We start from the raw sequence: 20733 nt of genomic DNA, 5'->3' as shown, positions 1-20733 counted from the left end.
CACGACAGGGTCCTGCCTTCCAGAGCGACTGCGCGTTCCGCCGAGCCGCCCTCGCACCCTCTTCACAGGGCTTGGCGGAGCGCGGGATCACGCACAGGGCGGACGGCGGACCGGGCGCCCGCACGGGGTCGTCCGTCCTGCTGCGGCATCAGTCGCCGGCTTCGACCGGCGATGGAGAGGATTCCCGGCCGTCGCCCTCTCCGCGCAACGGCGGGAAGGACGAGCCGACCTCATATTCATGTCCGGTAAGAGCTGTGAACCGACTGGGCTGTCAGTCGTACCCGTAGTCGACAGATACGCCGTAAATGTACCGAGTAGGTAAAGGCCCTGTCAACGGATCTCCTAAAAGGAATGATAGGTCAGAGATCAGGGAAGAGGCTCGCAGAACGGTCCGTCGGGCGCGCGGTCGCGGGAGCGCAAAGTCACGTCCCTCCCCTTGAGGTAGGCCAGCAGCCACTCGCCGAACGTCATCTCGTAGAGGGTCCAGGACGGGCTGTCCATCTCCTGGACCAGGACGCGCCAGGGCGACGAGGGTTCCTCGGGGACGCGGAGGAAGACCATCTCGCCCGTCGTGGCCGTCGCCACCGGCAGCAATTCCCCCGGGCCCGTCCCTGCCCGGCTCGGCAGGAACTCGGCCATGTCCTCCTCGCGCCAGAACTCGATCTCCTGTCCGGCGAAGCTTCCCAGGTCGTGCAGAAGATGGACGGCGGGATGTTTCAGATACAACTGCCCGTTGATCGAGACCGAACCGTAGGCGTCCACGACCTCGCGGAAGTCCGTGGGGAATGCGACGCCGAGTTCCTGCTCCAGCTCGATCCACGGCGCAGGATCCGACCAGTTGAACCGTGATTCACCCAACAGGGCCTGTATTTCCGAAAGCGTTCCCACCGTTGGGCTCCTTCTGACGCGTCGAGCCGATGCCGGTCTCGGGGAACTGTTCATCACGGAACCGGAGCTCCGTCAAGTGCTCACGCAATCAGGGCATTTCGCGGGCCGGGTTGTGAAGGTTGGAGGCATGTCGCCGGACTTGTCGCTCGCCTGGCACGCGCGGATTTCGATGGTGTATAACCCAGGCCGAATTCACGTCGACCGAAAGCGCGGCCATGTCCACGACGGAAGAACCGGCAGGAACGGCACAACCGGAAGAGCCGGCGGAGCAGGAAGAGCGGGAAGAGCCCGCGGCCTCGAACACGACGCCGCGTCGCCGGGGCATCGCCCTCGCAGCGGTGCTGCTGCTCGCGCTCGGCGCGTTCGGCACGTACCGGACGCTCGGCTCCGAGGACACGGCCACGCCCCCACAGGGCGCGTCCGAGCGGACCGGGACCGCCGACGTGACGTACGAAGTGATCGGGGAAGGCACGGTCGACATCTCCTACCGGGGGTCCGGCGACGACGGGGCGGCTGTCGTCACCCGTGTCCCGCTCCCGTGGAAGAAGACCGTGCGCCTCCCCGTCGGCGCCGCTCCGATCGTCCAGGTCACCCTCGGCGAGAAGGGCGGCACGGCCGGCTGCACCCTCGCCGTGCACGGCCGGCACGTCCAGCGCGCGACCGCCACCGGCGCCTTCGGCCGTACGACGTGCGGCGGGGAAGCGCCCACGGCCGCCGAAGGGATCCGCTGAACGGGTGACGGCAGGTGGCGGGGCGTTCCACCTCCCTTGACGCCCCTGCCCCACGGGACGAGACTCCGCACGGTCAAGAACCCCACGCCCCGCACGGCCTCGTTCCGTCCCCGAACGAAGGGTTCCGTCCATGACCGCAACCGCACCCTCCGGCAGACCCGGCCCCTCCGGCGTCCGCGACGGCCGTGTCGAGCTCGCGCCCGGCACGGCCCCGGCAGATCCCCGCTTCGCCAACGACGACCTGCTCCCCGTCCCCGTTGCCGACCGCCGCTGGACCGCGTACAACTTCACGGCCCTCTGGGTCGGCATGGCCCACAACATCCCCTCCTGGATGCTCGCCTCCGGTCTCGTCGCCCTCGGCATGGACTGGAAGCAGGCCGTCCTCACCATCGCCCTGGCCAACGTGGTCGTCCTCGTGCCGATGCTGCTCACCGGGCACGCCGGACCCCGGTACGGCATCCCCTTCCCCGTCCTCGCCCGTGCCTCCTTCGGACTGCGCGGGGCCAACCTGCCCGCCCTCGTCCGGGCCGGCGTCGCCTGCGCCTGGTTCGGCATCCAGACCTGGATCGGCGGCCAGGGCGTCTTCGTCCTGCTCGACAAGGTCTTCGGCGGCGGCTGGGCGGAGGCGTCGAAGGTCGGGGGGCAGCCCTGGACGCTGTGGCTCTGCTTCGTCCTCTTCTGGGCGCTCGAACTCGCCGTCATCTACCGGGGGATGGAGGCCCTGCGCCGCTTCGAGAACTGGGCCGCGCCCTTCGTGATCGTCGGCGCGCTCGCCCTCCTCGTCTGGATCACGGTCAAGGCGGGCGGCCTCGGCCCGCTCCTCGACCAGCCGTCGAAGCTGGGCTGGGGCGCCGACTTCTGGCCCGTCTTCTTCCCCGCCCTCATGGGCATGATCGCCTTCTGGGCCACGCTCAGCCTCAACATCCCCGACTTCACCCGCTTCGGCGCGGGCCAGCGCTCCCAGGTCCTGGGGCAGAGCCTCGGACTCCCCACCACCATGACGCTGTTCGCGCTGCTCTCGGTGCTCGTCACCTCCGGCTCGCAGGCCGTGTACGGGGCGCCCGTCTGGGACCCGGTGGCGCTCGCCGCGAAGACCGACAACGTCTTCGGGCTGCTCTTCGCCCTGGTGACCGTGCTGGTCGCCACCCTCTCCGTGAACATCGCGGCGAACGTCGTCTCCCCGGCGTACGACCTCGCCAACCTCGCCCCGAGGCTGGTGAACTTCCGTACGGGCGCGCTGATCACCGGCGTCGTCGGCGTGCTCATCATGCCGTGGAAGCTCACCGCCACCCCCGAGCTGTACATCTTCACCTGGCTCGGTCTGGTCGGCGGACTCCTCGGCACGGTCGCCGGCATCCTCATCGCCGACTACTGGCTCGTCCGCCGGACCGTCCTCGACCTCGAAGGCCTCTACCGGGCCGACGGCCCCTACTGGTACCGGGGCGGCTGGAACCCGGCGGCCGTCCTCGCCTTCGCGGTCGGCGGCGTCCTCGCCGTCGGCGGCTCCCACTCGGCGCCGGGCACCGGACCGTTCCCCGAGGACGGCCTGATCCCGTTCCTCAAGCCGCTCGCCGACTACGGCTGGGCCGTGGGCCTGGCCGCCGCGCTCCTCCTCTACACCGCCCTCATGAAGCGCGGGGCAGCTTCCCGGCCGTCCTCCCGATCCAGCTGAGGTAGGACCAGACCCGGGTGTTCACGGCGGGGGTGTCGGTCGCGCACCCCTTCCCGTACGAGACCAGGCCGATCAGGTACGGCCGCCCCGCGATCGTGTGGACCAGGGGGCCGCCGGAGTCGTACTGACAGGTGTCCCGCCCGGGCGCGTACGTGCAGAGCTGGGCGGCGGTGACCTGGGGCATGCCCCGGGCCCCGCACGTCGGGTTGCTCATGGTGCCGAGGACCACGGTCCGCAGGACGTCGGAGGTGCGGCCCCCGAAGGAGGTGGTGCCCCAGCCGGGAGCCTCGACCTGCGTGTGGTCGAAGGTGCCGTGGGCGTACCGGACGGGCAGGGCGACCGGCCGCACGTCCCGGTCGAACACCACCGGCTCGGCCAGCCGGACCAGCGCGATGTCGTCGCGCTGGGCGGCCGGGTCGTAGTCCGGGTGCGTGAGGAAGGCGGCGGGGGTCGCGAGCACCGCGTTCGGACTGTCGTCCCCGCGCGTCAGGTCGTGGTCGCCGAGGAGCACCCCCACGCGCGCGGTGCTGCTGTACGAGCCGGTCAGACAGTGCGCGGCGGTGAGCACGTACCGCTCGCCGACCAGGGCCCCGCCGCACATCACCCGCCGCTCGGCCAGGTCCACGAGCCCCACCATGAACGGGTACTGATGGGGCCGCGCCTCCTGGCCCCCGACGACCGCGTGCGCGGGCGGCGCGATCCCGAGGGGGCACACCGCCGTCATCGCGCCCGCGACCGCCGCCATGAGCTTCCTCGCCCGTCCCACCTGATCTCCGCCCTGTCGACACCGTGTTCCCGGGCCGGGCATGTGCGGAGACGTTTCCGCACGTCCGTCGTCCCGGCCCGCGTGGGCATCAACGAACGGGGCGGTGAGCGGTCACCCTCGCAGGGGCTACGGAACCCGGGACGTCCACTCCGGTGTGGCGAACTTGGACTCCGCCAGTTCCTTCGCCCGGGTCAGCTCGTCCTCCGTGAGGTGACCCTCCGTGAGGCCGTAGCGGTTCCGGAAGGAGGCGATCATCCGCTCGATCACCGTCTCGCGCGGCAGGCCCGTCTGGCGGCGCAGGGGATCCACGCGCTTCTTCGCGCTCTTCGTGCCCTTGTCGGAGAGCTTCTCCCGGCCGATCCTCAGCACCTCGGTCATCTTGTCCGCGTCGATGTCGTACGCCATCGTCACGTGGTGCAGGACCGCGCCCTCGCCCGCCACGAGCCGCTTCTGCGCCGCGCCCGCGATCTTCCCCGCGTCCGTGGCGATGTCGTTGAGCGGCTGGTACCAGGCCCGGATCCCCATGTCGCCGAGGGCACCGAGCACCCAGTCGTCCAGGTAGGCGTAGCTGTCGGTGAAGGACAGGCCCTGCACGAGGGCGTCGGGGACGGAGAGCGAGTACGTGATCGTGTTGCCCGGCTCGATGAACATCGCCCCGCCGCCGCTGATCCGGCGCACCACCTGGATGCCGTGCCGCTCCGCCGCCTCCGGGTCGACCTCGTTGCGCAGGGACTGGAAGCTGCCGATCACCACCGCCGGGGCGCCCCACTCCCAGACCCGCAGGGTCGGCGGGCGGCGGCCGGCCGCCACCTCGGCCGTCAGGACCTCGTCGAGCGCCATGTGCAGCGCGGGGGACTGCGGCGGCTCGTGGATCAGCTGCCAGTCGTAGTCGGTCCAGTCCGTGGCGTGGGCGAGGGCGCGCCGGACCGCGATCCCGACGCCCTCCGCGGTCAGGCCGAACATCCGCGTGTCCGGCGGGAGCGCCGCGTCGATCCGCGCGGCGAGCCCCGCGGCGTCCGTGTCGGCCGGCGCGCCTTCGAGGGCGCCGTCGATCGCGAGGATCGCCTCGTCCGGTTCGAGGAAGAAGTCGCCCGCGACCCGGACGTTCCGCAGGACGCCGTCCTCGGTGTCGAGGTCGACGACCACCAGCTTTCCGCCGGGGACCTTGTACTCGCCGTGGTAGGCGCCGTGCACGGGAACCCTCCCTGCGTGTAAGGGGTGAACTCGGCCAAAGGGTACTCCCCGGGGGAACGGGGGACGACGAGTGCGGCGTATCCGGTTGTCAGCGGCCCGTGCTTAGCTGGGGGCATGATCGAAGACTTCCTTGAGCAGGTCCTCGGCGGCCGTACGGCCGAGGTCGAGGAGGCCGTCCGCAAGGCGGCCGCCGCCGAGATCATGCCGCGTTTCCGGCAGCTCGCGGCCGACGACATCGTCGAGAAGAACGGACCGCACGACCTGGTCACCGTCGCCGACCGGGCCGCCGAGGCCCATCTCACCGCGTCCCTCACGGCCCTGCTGCCTGGGTCCGTGGTCGTCGGGGAGGAGGCGGTCCACGCCGACCCCACCGTGTACGAGGCGCTGCGCGGCGACGCCCCCGTCTGGATCGTCGACCCCGTCGACGGCACCCGTCAGTTCGTCCACGGCGACCCCGCCTTCTGCACCCTCGTCGCCCTCGCCCGGCACGGCGAGATCCTCGCCTCCTGGACCTTCGCGCCGGCCCTGGAGGAGTTCGCCGTCGCCGTGCGCGGACGCGGCGCCACGCTCAACGGGCGGGAGATACGGTCCGGTTCACCGGCGCCCAGCGAGGTCCTGGAGGTCGCCACCTCGCACCCCGACTACACCACCCCGGACCAGAAGCGGGCCCTGCTCGGCCTGCGCACCGAGGGCGTCCGCCCCCGCCCCTGCGGCTCGGCCGGTCTCGAGTACCTCGCCGTGGCGCGCGGGGAGCTGGCCGGAACGGCTTTTTCCTGGGAGTACGCCTGGGACCACGCCGCCGGCCTCCTGCTGGTCGCCGAGGCGGGCGGCTCGACCACGACGGTCGCGGGGGAGCCGTTCCGCATCGCCGGGGGCAACGCGCTGCCGTTCACGACGGCCCGGGACGCGGCGACCGCCGAGCGGATCCGGACGCTCCTCGGGGGCGCGTGAGGCGCGCTTTTCCCCCCGCCTATCCTGGGGGTCTTGGCCATCGGCTGACGAAGGAGTCCGAAGGTGACGAACGAGACGTCGATGCTCGATGCCGTCGTCGTGGGGGCGGGACCCAACGGACTGACGGCCGCCGTCGAACTGGCCCGGCGCGGCCTCTCCGTGGCCGTCTTCGAGGCCAAGTCCACCGTCGGCGGCGGCGCGAGGACCGAGGAGCTCACCCTCCCCGGCTTCCGCCACGACCCGTGCTCCGCCGTGCACCCCCTCGGCGCCGCCTCGCCCGTCTTCAAGTCGATGCCGCTCGACCGGTACGGCCTGGAGTGGCTCCACCCCGAACTGCCCATGGCCCACCCCTGGGACGACGGCACCGCCGCCGTCCTCGCCCGTTCCGTCGCCGAGACCGCCGCCTCCTTCGGGCCGCGCGACGCCGGGACGTACCGCCGGCTCGTCGCCCCCTTCCTCGGCAAGTGGGACACGCTGGTGAGCGACTTCATGCAGCTGCCGCTCACCGCGCTGCCCCGCGACCCGGTCACCCTCGCCCGCTTCGGCCTCGCCGGACTGCCGCCGTCCACCTGGCTGATGCGAAGGTTCCGGGACGAGAAGGCCCGCGCGCTCTTCGCCGGGCTCGTCGCCCATGTCATCGCCCCGCTCGACGGCATCGCCACCGGCGCCGTCGGCCTGGTCTTCGCGCTCGCCGCGCACACGGGTGGCTGGCCGATGCCCCGGGGCGGCTCGCAGTCGATCTCCGACGCCCTCGCCGCCTACCTCAAGGACCTCGGCGGCGCCGTCCACACCGACTTCGAGGTCAAGCGGCTCGACGACCTGCCGCCGGCCCGCGCCTACGTCTTCGACACCTCGCCCACCGCCCTGGCCCGGATCGCCGGCTTCGGCGGGCACTACGACCACTACAAGTACGGCGCCGCCGCCTTCAAGATCGACTACGCGCTCGACGGGCCCGTGCCCTGGACCGCCGAGGAGGCCCGCCGCGCCGGCACCGTCCAGGTCGGCCCCACCGCCGGCGAGATCGGCACCGCCCTGCGCGAGGCCTCCTCGGGCACCGCCCCCGACGCGCCCTTCCTCATCACCGCCCAGCCGAGCCTCGTCGACCCCTCCCGCGCCCCCGAGGGCAAGCACGTCTTCTGGGCGTACGGCCACGTGCCCAACGGCTGGCGCGGCGACCTCACCGAGGCGATCGAGCGTCAGATCGAGCGCTTCGCCCCCGGCTTCCGCGACCGCGTCCTGGCCCGCGCCACCGCCGGCCCGCCCGAACTCGCCGAGCGCAACGCCAACTACATCGGCGGCGACATCGCCTGCGGCGCCGCCCGCGGCCTCCAGCTCCTGCTGCGCCCCACGCTGTCCCTCCGCCCCTACGCGACCCCGCACCCGGCGGTCTTCCTCTGCTCCTCGGCGACCCCGCCCGGCCCCGGCGTGCACGGCATGTCCGGGCACAACGCGGCGAAGGCCGTCTGGCGGAGCCTGCGAAAATAGACTGGTCCCATGGCCAAGTACTTCGACGTGCACCCCGACAACCCCCAGCCCCGCACCATCAACGCGGTGGCCGACTCCATCCGGAACGGGGCGCTCGTCGCGTACCCGACCGACTCCTGCTACGCGCTGGGCAGCCGCATCGGCAGCCGTGACGGCATCAGCCGGATCCGCGCCATCCGCGACCTCGACGACCGGCACCACTTCACGCTGATGTGCGCGAACTTCGCCCAGCTGGGCCAGCTCGTGCACATCGACAACGACGTCTTCCGCGCGGTCAAGGCGTCCACCCCCGGCGCGTACACCTTCATCCTGCCGGGCACCAAGGAGGTGCCCCGCCAGCTGCTGCACCCCAAGAAGAAGACGGTCGGCGTCCGCATCCCCGACCACGTCGTCACCCAGGCCCTCCTGGCCGAACTCGGCGAGCCGCTGCTCTCCAGCACCCTGCTCCTGCCCGACGAGGCCGAACCCCTCACCCAGGGCTGGGAGATCAAGGAGCGGCTCGACCACCAGGTGGACGCGGTGCTCGACTCCGGCGAGTGCGGCACCGAACCCACCACCGTCGTCGACTTCTCCAGCGGCGAGCCCGAGATCGTCCGTCGCGGCGCGGGGGACACCACCCGCTTCGAGTAGACGGCCCGAAGAGCGGTCCACCGGTCCCGAAGCGGCCCTTCCCGCCCAGTCATGATCATCGTACGGTCGCGTGTGAACGTCCGTTCACACGCACCCACGGAGGTCCGACCCGCATGATCGTCATCGCCCACGTCAGCGACGTCCACATCGACGAGGAGCAGCGCAGCGCGGACCGGACCCGCGCCGTCCTGCGCTACCTGGAGGAGCTGCCGTACGACCTGGCGGCCGTCCTCGTCACCGGTGACATCGCCGACCACGCGACCCCGGCCGAGTACGCGGTGGCGCGGGAGCTGCTGACCTCCCGTCACCCGCTGCTCGTCTGCCCCGGCAACCACGACGACCGCGCCGCCTTCCGCAAGGGCCTCCTCCAGGAGGAGGCGACGGCACGACCCCACGCCCCCGTCAACCAGGTGCTGAGGGGCGAGGGTTTCGTCATCGCCCTCTGCGACTCCTCGGTGCCCGGCGAGGACCAGGGCCTCCTGGAGGACGAGACGATCGAGTGGCTCGACGGCGTCCTCGCCGGCACCCCGCACGACGTGCCCGTCCTGGTCGCCTTCCACCACCCGCCGGTCCCGCTGCACACCCCGTACGTGGACGGGATCCGGCAGTTCGGCGAGGAGCGGCTCGCCGCGCTCGCCGACCGCCACCCCCACCTGACGGCCTTCCTCGCGGGCCACGCCCACACGGCGGCCGCCACGACCTTCGCCGGGCGCCCGCTGCTCGTCGCGCCCGGCGTCGGCTCCGCCCTCCGGCTGCCCTGGGAGAACCCGAGCCCCGAGAACCCGCACGTCCATCTCGACCTGCCGCCCGCCCTCGCCTTCCACGTCCTCGGCGAGGACGGCCGACTGACCACCCACTACCGGACCGTCACCGTCTGAGGCGGCAGGGACGGGGACGGACGTCCATGTCGTTTTCTCGCCAGCCCGCGAGCCGTCCGTCCCCGATCCTGGAACCATGCACACCGACACCGAGCGCTGCGTGCGGGCCGTCCAGTCCAAGGAGGCGCGCTTCGACGGCGTGTTCTTCACCGCCGTCCGCACCACCCGGATCTACTGCCGGCCCAGCTGCCCGGCCGTCCCGCCCAAGCCCGAGAACATGGAGTTCCACCCCAGCGCCGCCTCCTGCCAGCGCGCCGGCTACCGGGCCTGCAAGCGGTGCCGGCCCGACACCAGCCCCGGCTCGCCCCAGTGGAACGTCCGGGCCGACGCCGTCGCCCGTGCCGTACGGCTCATCCAGGACGGCGTCGTCGACCGGGAGGGCGTCCCCGGACTCGCCCGCCGGCTCGGCTGGTCCACCCGCCAGATCGAACGCCAGCTCCTCGCCGAACTGGGTGCCGGACCGCTCGCCCTGGCCCGCGCCCAGCGCGCCCAGACCGCCCGGCTGCTCATCGAGACCACCCCGATGGCCTTCGGCGAGATCGCCTTCGCGGCCGGCTTCTCCTCCATCCGCACCTTCAACGACACCGTCCGCGAGGTCTTCGCCCTCACCCCCGGCGAGCTCCGCGCCCGCGCGGCCCGCCGGTCGCCGGTCCGGGCGACCGCGACCCCCGGCGTCTTCGGCCTCCGGCTGCCGTTCCGCGCCCCCCTCGAACCCTCCAACCTCTTCGGCCACCTCGCCGCGACCGCCGTCCCCGGCGTGGAGGAGTGGCGCGACGGCGCCTACCGGCGGACGCTGAACCTCCCGTACGGCCACGGCATCGTCACCCTCGCCCCCCGCGCCGACCACATCGCCTGCCGCCTCTTCCTCACCGACCCGCGCGACCTCACCCACGCCATCAGCCGCTGCCGCCGGCTCCTCGACCTCGACGCCGACCCCGTCGCCGTCGACGAGCGGCTCCGCACCGACCCGCTGCTCGCCCCGCTCGTCGACAAGGCACCCGGCCGCCGCGTCCCCGGGACCGTCGACCCCGCCGAGTTCGCCGTACGGGCCGTCCTCGGCCAGCAGGTGTCCACCGCCGCCGCCCGCACCCACGCCGCCCGCCTGGTCACCGCGCACGGCGTCCCGATCGAGGACCCCGAGGGCGGACTGACCCACCTCTTCCCGGACCCCGAGGCGCTCGCCGTTCTCGACCCCGAGAGCCTCGCCCTGCCGCGCAGCCGCCGCACCACCCTCCTCACCCTCGTCCGGGCCCTCGCCGACGGCTCGCTCCCGCTCGGCCCCGCCGACGACCGCGAGGAGGCCCGCGCCCGGCTGCTCGCCCTGCCCGGCTTCGGACCCTGGACCACCGAGATCATCGCCATGCGGGCCCTCGGCGACCCCGACGCCTTCCTCCCCGGCGACCTCGGCGTGCGCCGCGCGGCCGAGGGACTCGGCCTGCCCGGCACCCCGGCCGCGCTCACCGCCCGCGCCGCGCACTGGCGTCCCTGGCGTGCCTACGCCGTCCAGTACCTCTGGGCGACCGACGACCACCCGATCAACCACCTGCCCGCGTAAAGGACTCCGCCCCATGCCCGCCATCCGACACACCGTCGTCGACAGCCCGTACGAGCCGCTGACGCTCGTGGCCGTCGACGGCGTCCTCAGCCGCGTCCACATGACCGGCCAGCGCCACCGCCCGCCCGAGGAGACCTTCGGCGAGCCCGACCCGCGGCCCTTCGGCGAGGCGATCCGCCAGCTCGACGCCTACTTCGCGGGCGAACTCACCGCGTTCGACCTGCCGTTGAACCTGATCGGCACCCCGTTCCAGCTGCGGGTCTGGGAGCAGCTGCTTCGCATCCCGTACGGGGAGACCCGGACGTACGGCGAACTCGCCGAGGAGCTCGGCAGTCCCGGCGCCTCCCGCGCCGTGGGCCTCGCCAACGGCAAGAACCCCGTCAGCATCATCGTCCCCTGCCACCGGGTGATCGGTGCGGGCGGCGGTCTCACCGGCTACGGGGGCGGTTTGGACCGCAAGCAGCGACTGCTCGCCTTCGAGTCGGGCGCGGAGGCACCGGAGGCCCTCTTCTGAGCGGGCTGCTAGGTTCCCGCCATGGCCAAGGTGAACATCGGTCTCGACGCCGAACTCGTCGTGGAAGTCATGGTCCTGGCAGGCATCGGCAACCCCCAGGACGCCGTCGAGGCGGTGGTCCGCGACTACATCGCCCGCGGCCACCGCACCGAGGCCCGGGCCGTCAGCCGGGACGAACCGCAGCGCACCGGCGAGATCGTCCCGCCGGAACCCCCGCAGGGCTGAGGTGCCGGAGACCTCCGACCGGCGCACCCGCCTGCTCCTGGGCGGGTGCTTCTGGGCCCTCGTCGGCGTCCTCGCTCTGGGCGTCGGCGCTCTGCTGCTCATCGCGGCGGCCCTCTCGTCCCTGGAGCGGCCCGTCGATCCCGAGCCGGCGCTCACTCCGTCCGCTCGGCCAACCGCAGGGTCCGATCCGCCAGTTCGCTGATGCGGACCCCGTCGAAGCCGAAGACGGCGCTGCGCACCCGGTCCCGCAGGGGCTCCGACCACTGCGGCGGGATCGCGGCCGCACCACAGCGGACCCCGGCCACCGAACCGGCCGTCGCCCCGTTGGAGTCGGTGTCCAGGCCGCCGCGGACGGTCAGCGCGATCGTCCGGGTGAAGTCCCCTTCTCCGTACAGGAGTCCGGCCGTCAGGACGGCCGCGTTCGGGACGGTGTGGATCCAGCCGAGGCCCGCCGTCCGCCCCGCGAGCTCGGTGAGCGCCTCCGACCAGCCGAGCCCCGCCTCGTACAGCGCGATCGCGCCCCGTACGGTCCGGGCGAGCCGACTGCCCGCCGGCACCCGCTCCAGACTCGTCTCCAGGGCCGACCGCAGGTCCGGCGCGGTGAAGGCCGCCGCGACCAGCGCCGCCGCCCACATCGCCCCGTACACGCCGTTCCCCGTGTGCGAGAGGACCGCGTCCCGGCGGGCCAGCGAGGCGGCCCGGCGCGGATCGCCGGGACAGGTCCAGCCGTAGACGTCGGCCCGGATCAGCGCCCCGATCCACTCCTGGTACGGATTGTCGTACGTGGCCGTCAACGGCGGCCGCAGCCCGTTCGCGAGGTTCCGGTAGGCGGCCCGCTCCGCCGTGAACGTCTGCAGGTACGGCAGCCGCAGCAGCCACTCCTCGCCGACCTGCTCGGTGGTGAACGCGAAGCCGTACGTCTCCAGGAGGTGCAGGCCCAGGACCGACCAGTCGACGTCGTCGTCCCGGCAGCTGCCGTCGATCCCGCCCCGCACGCACCGCTCCCACTCGGGCCGCAGCTCGAAGCCCTCCGCCCCGGGCGGCGGGGGAGGGAGGTAGTCCGTCAGCGGGAGCGCCCCGGTCAGCCGCAGATACGCGTCGATGCGCTCCCGGGGCCAGTGGTCCCCCTGCTCCACGGGCTTGCCGAGCATGTTCCCGGCGATCCGGCCCGTCCAGCCGCCCAGGATCCGGTCCCCGAGCTCCCCGTCCGTGAACCCCATACCTCCGGTGTACCGAATCCGGCGGCCGGGCGCGCGTCGGCGTTCAGTCCCCGGGCGGCTCCGCGCCGGAGCCTCGGACCGCGCCGTCGGGGGGCTCCGCGCCGATACGGGCCTTCGCCGCCTCCCGGGGCCGGTCGTGGAGGGGGGCGCCGGCCTGCTCGGTCATCGCCTCCCCCACCAGGGTCCGCACCGCGTCCCGCAGCCCGTGCAGGGCCTGGTGCCGGGCCGGGCCCGCCCCCGGGTCCGCCCGCAGCTCCTTCAGGAGCGCGAAGCACAGCACCAGCATCACGACCACGAAGGGCAGCGCCACCAGGATCGTCGCCGTCTGCAGCGAGTTCAGACCGCCCACCACCAGCAGCACCGCCGCCACGGCGGCCATCAGGACGCCCCAGGTCACCACGAGCCAGGTCGGCGGATGGAGCGAGCCGCGGCTCGTCAGCGAACCCATCACCAGCGAGGCCGAGTCCGCGCTCGTGATGAAGTACGTCATCACCAGGAGCATCGCGACGACCGACGTCACCGTCCCGATCGGCAGCGCCTCCAGCATCGCGAACAGCGAGGCCTCCGCGCCGTCCTTCACCGCCGTCGCCAGGTCCGCCGCGCCCGTCGACTCCAGCCGGATCGCGGTCCCGCCCATCACGCAGAACCACACCACCGTCGCCCCCGACGGCACGAGGAGCACCCCCACCAGGAACTCCCGGATCGTCCGGCCGCGCGAGATCCGGGCGATGAAGGTGCCGACGAACGGCGCCCAGGACAGCCACCACGCCCAGTAGAAGATCGTCCACGCCCCCAGCCAGTCGCGGTCGGTGAACGCGCCCGTACGACTGGCCATCGGCAGCAGCTGGTGCAGATAGCCGCCGACGGAGGCCGGGACGGTGTCCAGGATGTAGACGGTCGGGCCGAGCAGGAACACGAAGAGCATCAGACAGGCCGCGAGGACGATGTTCAGCGTGGACAGCCACTTCACGCCCTTGTGGAGACCGGAGAACGCCGACAGCACGAACGCCGCCGACAGCGCCACGATGACGATCAGCTGCGTGGCCGTCGAGTTCTCCACGTCCATCGTCAGGTTCAGCCCCTCGGCGACCTGGAGGGCGCCGAGCCCCAGACTCGTCGCCGTGCCGAACACCGTCGCGAACACCGCGAGGAGATCGATCGCCTTGCCCGGCCAGGAATCCGCCCGGCGCGCCCCCATCAGCGGCACGAAGGCGGAGCTCAGCCGGTTCCCCCGCCCCTTGCGGAAGCCCGCGTACGCGAGCGCGAGGCCCGCGATCCCGTAGATCGCCCACGGGGTCAGCGTCCAGTGGAAGAACGAGTACTCCAGAGCCGTCCGGGCCGCCGCACCCGTCCCCGCCGGGACCCCGGTCGCCGGGGGCGGGTTCAGGAAATGCGTCAACGGCTCCCCGACCCCGTAGAACATCAGACCGATGCCCATTCCGGCGCTGAACATCATCGCGATCCACGCCAGATTCGTGAACTCCGGCTCCGAGTCGTCCGGGCCCAGCCTGATCCGGCCGAAGCGGCTCAGCGCGATCACCACGCACAACACCAGGAAGGTGTCCGCCGCGACCACGAAGAGCCAGGCGAAATTCGACAGCACCCACTTCAGGGCGGAGGAGGACGCGCTGTCGAACGAGTCCTCGCCCAGCGCCGCCCAGCAGACGACCGCGACCACGGCCGCGACCCCGATCCCGATGACCTTGCCGTCGGGCCTGTCGTCAGGAACGATCTTTTCCGTGCTCATGTGACCCCACTATGGTGCGGAATATCGCCTTATCAGGGGGTGGCACGCCGTCTGGCCGTACGGATAGGGTCTGCCTCGGCGCGACTGCACGTTCGAAAGCAAGGGATGCAAGGTGACGGACGGGGCAGCAACTCAGGTCGCTCACGTGCTCGTGGCGGCCGACAAGTTCAAGGGCTCGCTCACGGCCGTGCAGGTCGCGGAGCGGGTCACAGCAGGACTGCGACGGGTCGTCCCGGAGCTCACGGTGGAGACGCTCCCCGTGGCGGACGGCGGCGACGGCACCGTCGCGGCGGCCGTCGCGGCTGGCTTCGAGCGGCGCGAGGTCCGCGTGACGGGCCCGCTCGGCGAGCCGGTCACCGCGGCGTTCGCGCTGCGCGGCACCACCGCGGTCGTCGAGATGGCGGAGGCCTCGGGCCTCCAGCTCCTCCCGCCCGGTGCGTTCGCCCCCCTCACGGCGACCACGTACGGCTCCGGAGAGCTGCTCCGCGCCGCCCTGGACGCGGGCGCGACCACCCTCGTCTTCGGCGTCGGCGGCAGCGCCACCACCGACGGCGGCGCCGGCATGCTCGCCGCGCTCGGCGCCCGTTTCCTCGACGCGGCCGGCGAGCCCGTCGGCCCCGGCGGCGCACCCCTCGCCGACCTCGCCACGGCCGACCTCAGCGGCCTCGACCCCCGCTTCGCCTCGGTCGACCTGATCCTCGCGAGCGACGTCGACAACCCGCTCACCGGGCCCAAGGGCGCCCCCGCCGTCTACGGCCCGCAGAAGGGCGCGACCCCGGAGGACGTCCGGGTGCTGGACGCGGCCCTCGCGCACTTCGCCACCGTCCTGGAGAAGGCCGTCGGCCCCCGGGCCGCCGAGGCCGCCGTCGCGCCCGGCGCGGGCGGCGCGGGCGGCATCGGATACGGCGCGCTCATCCTCGGCGCGAGCTTCCGGCCCGGCATCGAGCTGATGCTGGAGGTCCTCGGCTTCGCCCCCGCCCTGGAGCGCGCCACCCTCGTCATCACCGGCGAGGGCTCCCTCGACGAGCAGACCCTCCACGGCAAGGCCCCGGCCGGGGTCGCCGCCGCGGCCCGCGCCGCGGGCAAGGAGGTCGTCGCGGTCTGCGGGCGCCTCGCCCTGCCGCCCGAGGCCCTGGGCACCGCCGGGATCCGCCGCGCGTACCCGCTCACGGACCTGGAACCGGACACGGCGAAGTGCATCGCGAACGCGGGGCCGCTGCTGGAAACGGTGGCGTCCGACATCGCCCGCGACTTCCTGAGATAGCCCCCACACCGCCGGGGCGGCACCCACCCCGTGCCCCCGTTGTGGGCAATCATTCCGCCGGGGCGGTGCCCACCCACCCCTGCCCACCCCCGTTGTGGGCAGTCGTTCCGCTGGGGCGGAACGGGTGGGCACAACGGAACGGCGCCCCTTGCCGGGCCTAGGCTCCCGCGCCTGGACCCGCAGCGGGTGCGAGCCGCACAACGTGGTGCGGGTCCAGGCCCGGAACGCGGAGGCGCCGCTCAGCGCGCCGTCCCGTGTGCCCACCCGTTCCGCCCCGGCGGAACGCATGCCCACACGGGCGGGGGCGGGGGCACCGCCCCATCAGACGTGGGGTGGTTCGGGGCGTCATCTTCCGGAAACACGGTGGTGTGAAGCTCCGTCCATGACCGCACGTATCGAGGAGAACCGCTCCCACCCCCACCTCCCCGCCCTGCTCACCGCCTACCACCTCGTGAACCAGGCCGAGAAGGGCGCCGCCGTCGCGACGGCGGCCGAGCTTCCGGCCGGGTACCGCGCCGAGGCCGAGGACCCGGCCGTCGCGTTCGCGGCCGACACCGTCCTGCTCGCCACCCCGCCCGGCTCCGACGGGCCGGCCGGCTGCGTGGTCCTCAAGGCCCCCCGGGAGGGCCGCGTGCCCGAGATCAAGCGGCTCTGGGTCGCGCCCGAGGCCCGCAGGAAGGGGATCGCGAAGGCGCTCATGGCCGAGGCCCTGCGCCGGGCGGCGGCCGCCGGAGCCCCCGCCGTACGCCTCACGGTCTGGAACTGGCGGGAGGAGCCGCTCGCCCTCTACCGGGGCCTCGGTTTCGGGGCCGTCGCCTCCTGGGACGACCGTCCCGACCTCCTCTGCCTGGAGCGGCGGCTCGATGTCATCGAGCGCCTCGACCCCGACGCCGTACGGGCCCACGCCCCGGCCGGGCTCGCCGCGCTCCTCGTCGACGCGGTCGACGGCGGGGCGTCCGTGGGCTTCCTGGCGCCCCTGGAGGCCGCCGAGGCGGCCGCCTGGTGGTCCGGGGTCGCCGAGGAGGCCGCGAGAGGCGTGCGGGACGTCTGGGCGGCCCACGCCCCCGACGGGCGGCTGACGGGTGTCGTCACCCTCGTCCGTGCCGGCACGGCCAACGGCCGGCACCGCGGCGAGATCGCCCGGCTCCTCGTCCACAGCTCGGCCCGCGGCCGGGGCCTCGGGCAGCGCCTCCTCGCCACGGCCGAGGCGCACGCCGCCGCCACCGGCCTCGGGCTGCTGGTCCTGGACACCCAGACCGGCAGCCCGGCCGAGCGCCTCTACCGGGGAGCGGGCTGGACCGCCGCCGGGACCATCCCGGACTTCGCCGCCGACCCGGCCGGCGCCCTCCGCCCCACCACGCTCTACTACAAGCGCCTCGGCTAGGGGGCGCCTCGCCGCGTCGTCGTCGGCCGCCGACGCTCCGCGTCGACCCCCTCCTCCGCCTTGCGATCCGTCCCCTCGGCCCTGGGGGGCCTGGGGGACCCCAGGCACCGGACGCCGCTCCCTGATCCGGCCTGATCGACGAGACATTCCCCAGGGCACGCGAAAGGGCCCGGGAGGCGATTCGCCTCCCGGGCCCTTCGTACGCCGTCCGCTACGGCAGCTGCGCCGCCCGCGCCTCCCGGCTCTCACGCCGGTTGTCGCGGAAGGTGTTCACCCGGCGGGCCGTCGCGAAGAGGGGGATCACGGCGCCCAGCACCACCTGGAGCGCGCAGCCGGTCTGGAGCAGGAACGCCCCGCCCGGCGCGTCGAACGCCCAGGCCGCCAGCATGGCCATCGCACCGACGATCCAGCTGAGCATCGCCACCGCGAGGACACCCCGGGGCTTCGGGTACTCGACCCGGCTGACCATCAGCCACGCCACTCCGATGATCGCGAGCAGCGTCGGGATGAAGGGCAGCTCGAGCAGCACGATCGAGACGACCGTCAGCGCGCCGAAGGGGCTCGGCATGCCCTGGAACATGCCGTCCTTCATCGTCACGCACGAGAATCTCGCGAGCCTCAGCACCACGGCCAGCAGCACCACGATCGCGGCCACGGCCGAGACCTTCTGCTGCGCGTCGTCCGCGACCATTCCGTACACGAGCACGAAGTAGGCCGGGGCCAGACCGAAGCTGATCAGGTCCGACAGGTTGTCGAGCTCGGCGCCCATCGGCGAGCTGCGGAGCTTGCGCGCCACGATGCCGTCGAAGAGGTCGAAGATCGCCGCGGCCAGCATCAGGATCACGGCGGTGGCGGCGCTGTTGCGCGCCATGCCGGTCTCGCTGCTGCCGGTGAGGTGCGGGATGAGGATGCCGGTGGTGGTGAAGTACACCGCCATGAAGCCGCACGTGGCGTTACCGAGCGTGAGGGCGTCCGCTATGGACAGCCTCAGCGACAGCGGCATCTCCTCGGTGTCCTCGACCGCCTCCGCCTCGGCGTCGGCGGCCCAGTCGGCGGCCCGTGTGTCGGGATCAATCACGGTCAATGCGAGTCACCCCCGCGGTGGTGACCTGGCCGACCTCGACCGCGACCTCGACACCTTCGGGGAGGTAGATGTCGACGCGCGAGCCGAACCGGATCAGACCGATGCGGTCACCCTGCTCGACCTTCGTCCCCTGCGGGATGTACGGCACGATCCGTCGGGCGACGGCGCCGGCGATCTGCACCATCTCGATGTCACCGAGCTCGGTGTCGAAGTGCCAGACAACGCGCTCGTTGTTCTCGCTCTCCTTGTTGAACGCCGGGACGAACCCACCGGGGACGTGCTCCACGGACGTCACCGTGCCGGCCAGCGGCGCGCGGTTGACGTGGACGTTCAGCGGGCTCATGAAGATGGCGACCCGGGTGCGTCCGTCCTTCCACGGCATGATGCTCTGCACCACACCGTCGGCGGGGGAGATGACCCGGCCCTGAGCGATCTCGCGCTCCGGGTCGCGGAAGAACCACAGCATGCCGGCCGCGAGAGCGGTGGTCGGCACGGCGATGGCCGCGGCACGCCTCGACTTGCGCGCGCGCACGAGGCTGAGCGCCGCGGTGGCGAGGGTCGGCAGAAGCCACGGCGATGCTCCGCGTGCGATGCGCGCGCCCTTGAGGCTGTCGCGATGTGCAGAGGTTCGACTGTCGGGCATGGATGACCTTCGTAGCGGATGATGCCGCACTGGCAACGGGGGACGGCGGCTTTCCGGCGATGCTATCGGTTGCGGGGCGCAACTGGGCAAGCCAGGAACCGAGTCGACGGCCGGAAGACGAACACAGGGTGTGATCTTCTTCGCGGCCGAACCGACTCAAAAGCGACAATCAACCCTGGAATCGGTACTCCTCGAGCAGCCGACGACCAATGATCATTTTCTGGATCTCGGCGGTACCTTCACCGATGAGCAGCATCGGAGCTTCCCGGTAGAGACGCTCGATCTCGTATTCCTTCGAGAACCCGTATCCACCGTGGATGCGGAAGGCGTCCTCGACGACCTCCTTGCAGTATTCGGAGGCGAGGTACTTCGCCATCCCTGCTTCGAGGTCGTTTCGTTCCCCGGAGTCCTTTTTGCGTGCTGCGTTCACCATCATGGCATGAGCGGCCTCGACCTTGGTAGCCATTTCGGCCAGCTTGAACTGGATCGCCTGGTGCTGGGCGATCGCCTTGCCGAAAGTGTGACGCTGCTGGGCATACGAGACACCCAGTTCGAAAGCACGCTGTGCGACGCCGCAACCGCGGGCCGCCACGTTCACGCGGCCGACCTCGACACCGTCCATCATTTGGTAAAACCCTCGGCCGGTGACCCCGCCGAGCACACGATTGGCCGGAATGCGCAGTCCGTCCATGATGAGCTCGGTCGTGTCGACGCCCTTGTAACCCATCTTGTCGATCTTGCCGGGGATCGTGAGGCCGGGGCGGACCTCTCCGAAGCCGGGCTCCTTCTCGACGAGGAAGGTCGTCATCGACTTGTGGGGGGCCGTGCCCTCCGGGTGTCCTTCGTCACTTCGGACGAGAACGGCCACCAGCGTTGACGTGCCGCCGTTCGTCAGCCACATCTTCTGGCCGTTGAGGACGTACTCGTCGCCGTCCTTGACCGCCTTCGAGGTGATCGCCGACACGTCCGAGCCGAGGCCCGGCTCCGACATCGAGAAGGCGCCGCGCGTCTCGCCGGCCGCCATCCGCGGAAGGAAGTACTCCTTCTGCTCCTGGGTGCCGTGCTGCTTGAGCATGTACGCCACGATGAAGTGGGTGTTGATGATGCCGGAGACCGACATCCAGCCGCGGGCGATCTCCTCCACGCACAGCGCGTAGGTGAGCAGCGACTCGCCCAGGCCCCCGTACTCCTCGGGGATCATCAGGCCGAAGACGCCGAGCTCCTTGAGCCCGTCGACGATCTGCTGCGGGTACTCGTCGCGGTGCTCCAGCTCCGTCGCGACCGGGATGATCTCCTTGTCGACGAAGTCCCGGACGGTGGCGAGGATCTCCTGCTGGACATCGGTCAGACCGTGGGTCTGGGCGAGTCGCGCCATGACTACTTCTCCGACTTCTTGGAGGGCTCGATGAGCTCGGGGCGGCCGGGCTGCTCGCCGCCGCGCTCCTTGATGTACGTCTCGGTGGGGACCATCACCTTGCGGCGGAAGACGCAGACGAGGGTGCCGTCCTGCTTGTAGCCCTTGGTCTCGACGTAGACGATGCCGCGGTCGTTCTTCGACTTCGACGGGGTCTTGTCGAGGACCGTCGTCTCGCCGTAGATCGTGTCGCCGTGGAAGGTCGGCGCCACGTGCCGCAGCGACTCGATCTCCAGGTTGGCGATCGCCTTGCCCGAGACGTCCGGCACGGACATGCCGAGCAGCAGCGAGTAGATGTAGTTGCCGACGACGACGTTCTTGCCGAAATCCGTCGTGTTCTCGGCGTAGTTCACATCCATGTGCAGCGGATGGTGGTTCATCGTCAGCAGACAGAAGAGGTGGTCGTCGTACTCGGTGACCGTCTTTCCGGGCCAGTGCTTGTAGACGGCACCGACTTCGAACTCTTCGTAGGTACGGCCGAACTGCAT

General features: G+C 72.0%; 20 protein-coding genes. 11 read left to right on the top strand and 9 right to left on the bottom strand.

Annotation, left to right across the window (positions count from 1 at the left end; all coding sequences use genetic code 11):
* Positions 1-366: 366 nt before the first annotated feature.
* Positions 367-888, bottom strand: coding sequence for an SMI1/KNR4 family protein (locus BLW86_RS07475; protein ID WP_093873288.1), 522 nt, complete (start codon positions 886-888; stop codon positions 367-369).
* Positions 889-1103: 215 nt separating this feature from the next.
* Between BLW86_RS07475 and BLW86_RS43015 the strand changes: the two genes are divergently transcribed.
* Positions 1104-1619, top strand: a complete 516-nt coding sequence (locus BLW86_RS43015; protein WP_256341245.1) for a hypothetical protein — start codon at positions 1104-1106, stop codon at positions 1617-1619.
* A gap of 130 nt (positions 1620-1749) precedes the next feature.
* The gene (locus BLW86_RS07465) at positions 1750-3291 is read left to right on the top strand and encodes an NCS1 family nucleobase:cation symporter-1 (protein WP_093873287.1); all 1542 of its coding nucleotides are present in this window, start codon (positions 1750-1752) and stop codon (positions 3289-3291) included.
* Here BLW86_RS07465 and BLW86_RS07460 read toward each other — a convergent pair.
* Both BLW86_RS07460 and BLW86_RS07455 read right to left on the bottom strand, forming a co-directional pair.
* Complete coding sequence (locus BLW86_RS07460) at positions 3245-4057, bottom strand: serine protease (protein ID WP_256341244.1); 813 nt, start codon at positions 4055-4057, stop codon at positions 3245-3247. The genes BLW86_RS07465 and BLW86_RS07460 overlap by 47 nt on opposite strands.
* Before the next feature lie 126 nt (positions 4058-4183).
* Positions 4184-5251, bottom strand: coding sequence for a lipoate-protein ligase LplAB (locus BLW86_RS07455; protein WP_093873285.1), 1068 nt, complete (start codon positions 5249-5251; stop codon positions 4184-4186).
* A gap of 114 nt (positions 5252-5365) precedes the next feature.
* Between BLW86_RS07455 and BLW86_RS07450 the strand changes: the two genes are divergently transcribed.
* The 7 genes from BLW86_RS07450 to BLW86_RS07420 all read left to right on the top strand — a co-directional run bounded on the left by BLW86_RS07450 (position 5366) and on the right by BLW86_RS07420 (position 11489).
* Entirely contained in the window at positions 5366-6202 is an 837-nt protein-coding gene (locus BLW86_RS07450; protein WP_093873284.1) for an inositol monophosphatase family protein, read from the top strand.
* An 81-nt stretch (positions 6203-6283) separates the two neighbouring features.
* On the top strand, positions 6284-7687 hold the full coding sequence (locus BLW86_RS07445) for a phytoene desaturase family protein (RefSeq protein ID WP_093878548.1): 1404 nt from the start codon (positions 6284-6286) through the stop codon (positions 7685-7687).
* Positions 7688-7696: 9 nt separating this feature from the next.
* A complete protein-coding gene (locus BLW86_RS07440) occupies positions 7697-8317 on the top strand; it encodes an L-threonylcarbamoyladenylate synthase (RefSeq protein WP_030694474.1) in 621 nt (206 codons plus the stop codon).
* A gap of 113 nt (positions 8318-8430) precedes the next feature.
* Positions 8431-9195 carry a metallophosphoesterase gene (locus BLW86_RS07435; RefSeq protein ID WP_093873283.1) on the top strand — a complete coding sequence of 255 codons (765 nt, stop codon included), beginning with the start codon at positions 8431-8433 and terminating at the stop codon, positions 9193-9195.
* A gap of 76 nt (positions 9196-9271) precedes the next feature.
* A complete protein-coding gene (locus tag BLW86_RS07430; protein ID WP_093873282.1) occupies positions 9272-10750 on the top strand; it encodes an AlkA N-terminal domain-containing protein in 1479 nt (492 codons plus the stop codon).
* A 13-nt stretch (positions 10751-10763) separates the two neighbouring features.
* Positions 10764-11264, top strand: a complete 501-nt coding sequence (locus BLW86_RS07425; RefSeq protein WP_093873281.1) for a methylated-DNA--[protein]-cysteine S-methyltransferase — start codon at positions 10764-10766, stop codon at positions 11262-11264.
* A gap of 21 nt (positions 11265-11285) precedes the next feature.
* The gene (locus BLW86_RS07420; RefSeq protein WP_093873280.1) at positions 11286-11489 is read left to right on the top strand and encodes a type II toxin-antitoxin system VapB family antitoxin; all 204 of its coding nucleotides are present in this window, start codon (positions 11286-11288) and stop codon (positions 11487-11489) included.
* Positions 11490-11641: 152 nt separating this feature from the next.
* On the opposite strand, the gene BLW86_RS07415 is transcribed toward BLW86_RS07420, so the two are convergent.
* Entirely contained in the window at positions 11642-12709 is a 1068-nt protein-coding gene (locus BLW86_RS07415; protein WP_093873279.1) for an ADP-ribosylglycohydrolase family protein, read from the bottom strand.
* 43 nt (positions 12710-12752) lie between these two features.
* Entirely contained in the window at positions 12753-14456 is a 1704-nt protein-coding gene (locus tag BLW86_RS07410) for a BCCT family transporter (protein WP_093873278.1), read from the bottom strand.
* A gap of 112 nt (positions 14457-14568) precedes the next feature.
* Between BLW86_RS07410 and BLW86_RS07405 the strand changes: the two genes are divergently transcribed.
* Positions 14569-15720: a glycerate kinase gene (locus tag BLW86_RS07405; protein ID WP_093873277.1), complete on the top strand. Its 1152-nt coding sequence runs from the start codon at positions 14569-14571 to the stop codon at positions 15718-15720.
* 382 nt (positions 15721-16102) lie between these two features.
* Positions 16103-17104, top strand: a complete 1002-nt coding sequence (locus BLW86_RS44000) for a GNAT family N-acetyltransferase (protein WP_093873276.1) — start codon at positions 16103-16105, stop codon at positions 17102-17104.
* 211 nt (positions 17105-17315) lie between these two features.
* On the opposite strand, the gene pssA is transcribed toward BLW86_RS44000, so the two are convergent.
* The 4 genes from pssA to BLW86_RS07380 form a co-directional block, all read right to left on the bottom strand.
* A complete protein-coding gene (gene pssA / locus BLW86_RS07395; protein WP_093873275.1) occupies positions 17316-18182 on the bottom strand; it encodes a CDP-diacylglycerol--serine O-phosphatidyltransferase in 867 nt (288 codons plus the stop codon).
* A complete protein-coding gene (locus BLW86_RS07390; RefSeq protein WP_093873274.1) occupies positions 18175-18831 on the bottom strand; it encodes a phosphatidylserine decarboxylase in 657 nt (218 codons plus the stop codon). Before BLW86_RS07390 ends, pssA begins: the two co-directional genes overlap by 8 nt.
* A 169-nt stretch (positions 18832-19000) precedes the next feature.
* Complete coding sequence (locus tag BLW86_RS07385; protein WP_017236794.1) at positions 19001-20206, bottom strand: acyl-CoA dehydrogenase family protein; 1206 nt, start codon at positions 20204-20206, stop codon at positions 19001-19003.
* A 2-nt stretch (positions 20207-20208) separates the two neighbouring features.
* Entirely contained in the window at positions 20209-20733 is a 525-nt protein-coding gene (locus tag BLW86_RS07380; protein ID WP_019890462.1) for a MaoC family dehydratase, read from the bottom strand.

Origin of the sequence: Streptomyces sp. TLI_105, assembly GCF_900105415.1 — a bacterium.
Classification (GTDB): domain Bacteria; phylum Actinomycetota; class Actinomycetes; order Streptomycetales; family Streptomycetaceae; genus Streptomyces.
The sequence above is the reverse complement of the archived record's forward strand: the minus strand, read 5'-3'. Positions and strand labels throughout refer to the sequence as shown.